Source organism: Elizabethkingia argenteiflava (assembly GCF_009904105.1).
Classification (GTDB): domain Bacteria; phylum Bacteroidota; class Bacteroidia; order Flavobacteriales; family Weeksellaceae; genus Elizabethkingia; species Elizabethkingia argenteiflava.
The window spans coordinates 1-370 of sequence record NZ_JAAABJ010000165.1 but is presented as its reverse complement, the minus strand read 5'-3'; the positions used below and the strand labels follow the sequence as shown (position 1 = coordinate 370).

Sequence of the window (370 nt, the reverse complement as noted above, 5' to 3'; positions counted from 1 at the left end):
TCGTATAAATAATGCTTTGAAACTATCCAGCCAAGCATTTGCTTTCTCTATATTGAACCTTCGTTTATATAATTCTTCATCAAAATAATAATAATTCTTGGCAGTTTTATTATTCCTGAGATTGGTTTTAATATTGGAGATTATTTTTTCTTTTTCTAACATTTGTCTTAAATTCTCACTGTCAAATCCTGCATCAGCATTCAGAAACAATACTTTATGATCTATTTCTACTTCGCTTAGAAGTGACAGAATTTCTTTCAAACTAGCTTCTATTTGGTATAAATCGTGATGATGGCCTCTTTTTGGACTTCCCATTGCCAAAATTTGTCACTGGTTATCACAAAGAAAAATGCTGTTGGTGGTTTTTGCC

1 protein-coding gene is annotated in these 370 nt (G+C 31.4%); it reads right to left on the bottom strand.

Annotated features, from left to right (window positions below):
• A partial coding sequence (locus GNY06_RS01335; protein WP_394350816.1) for a transposase occupies window positions 1–315 on the bottom strand: 315 nt, incomplete at its 3' end.
• Window positions 316–370: the final 55 nt, after the last annotated feature.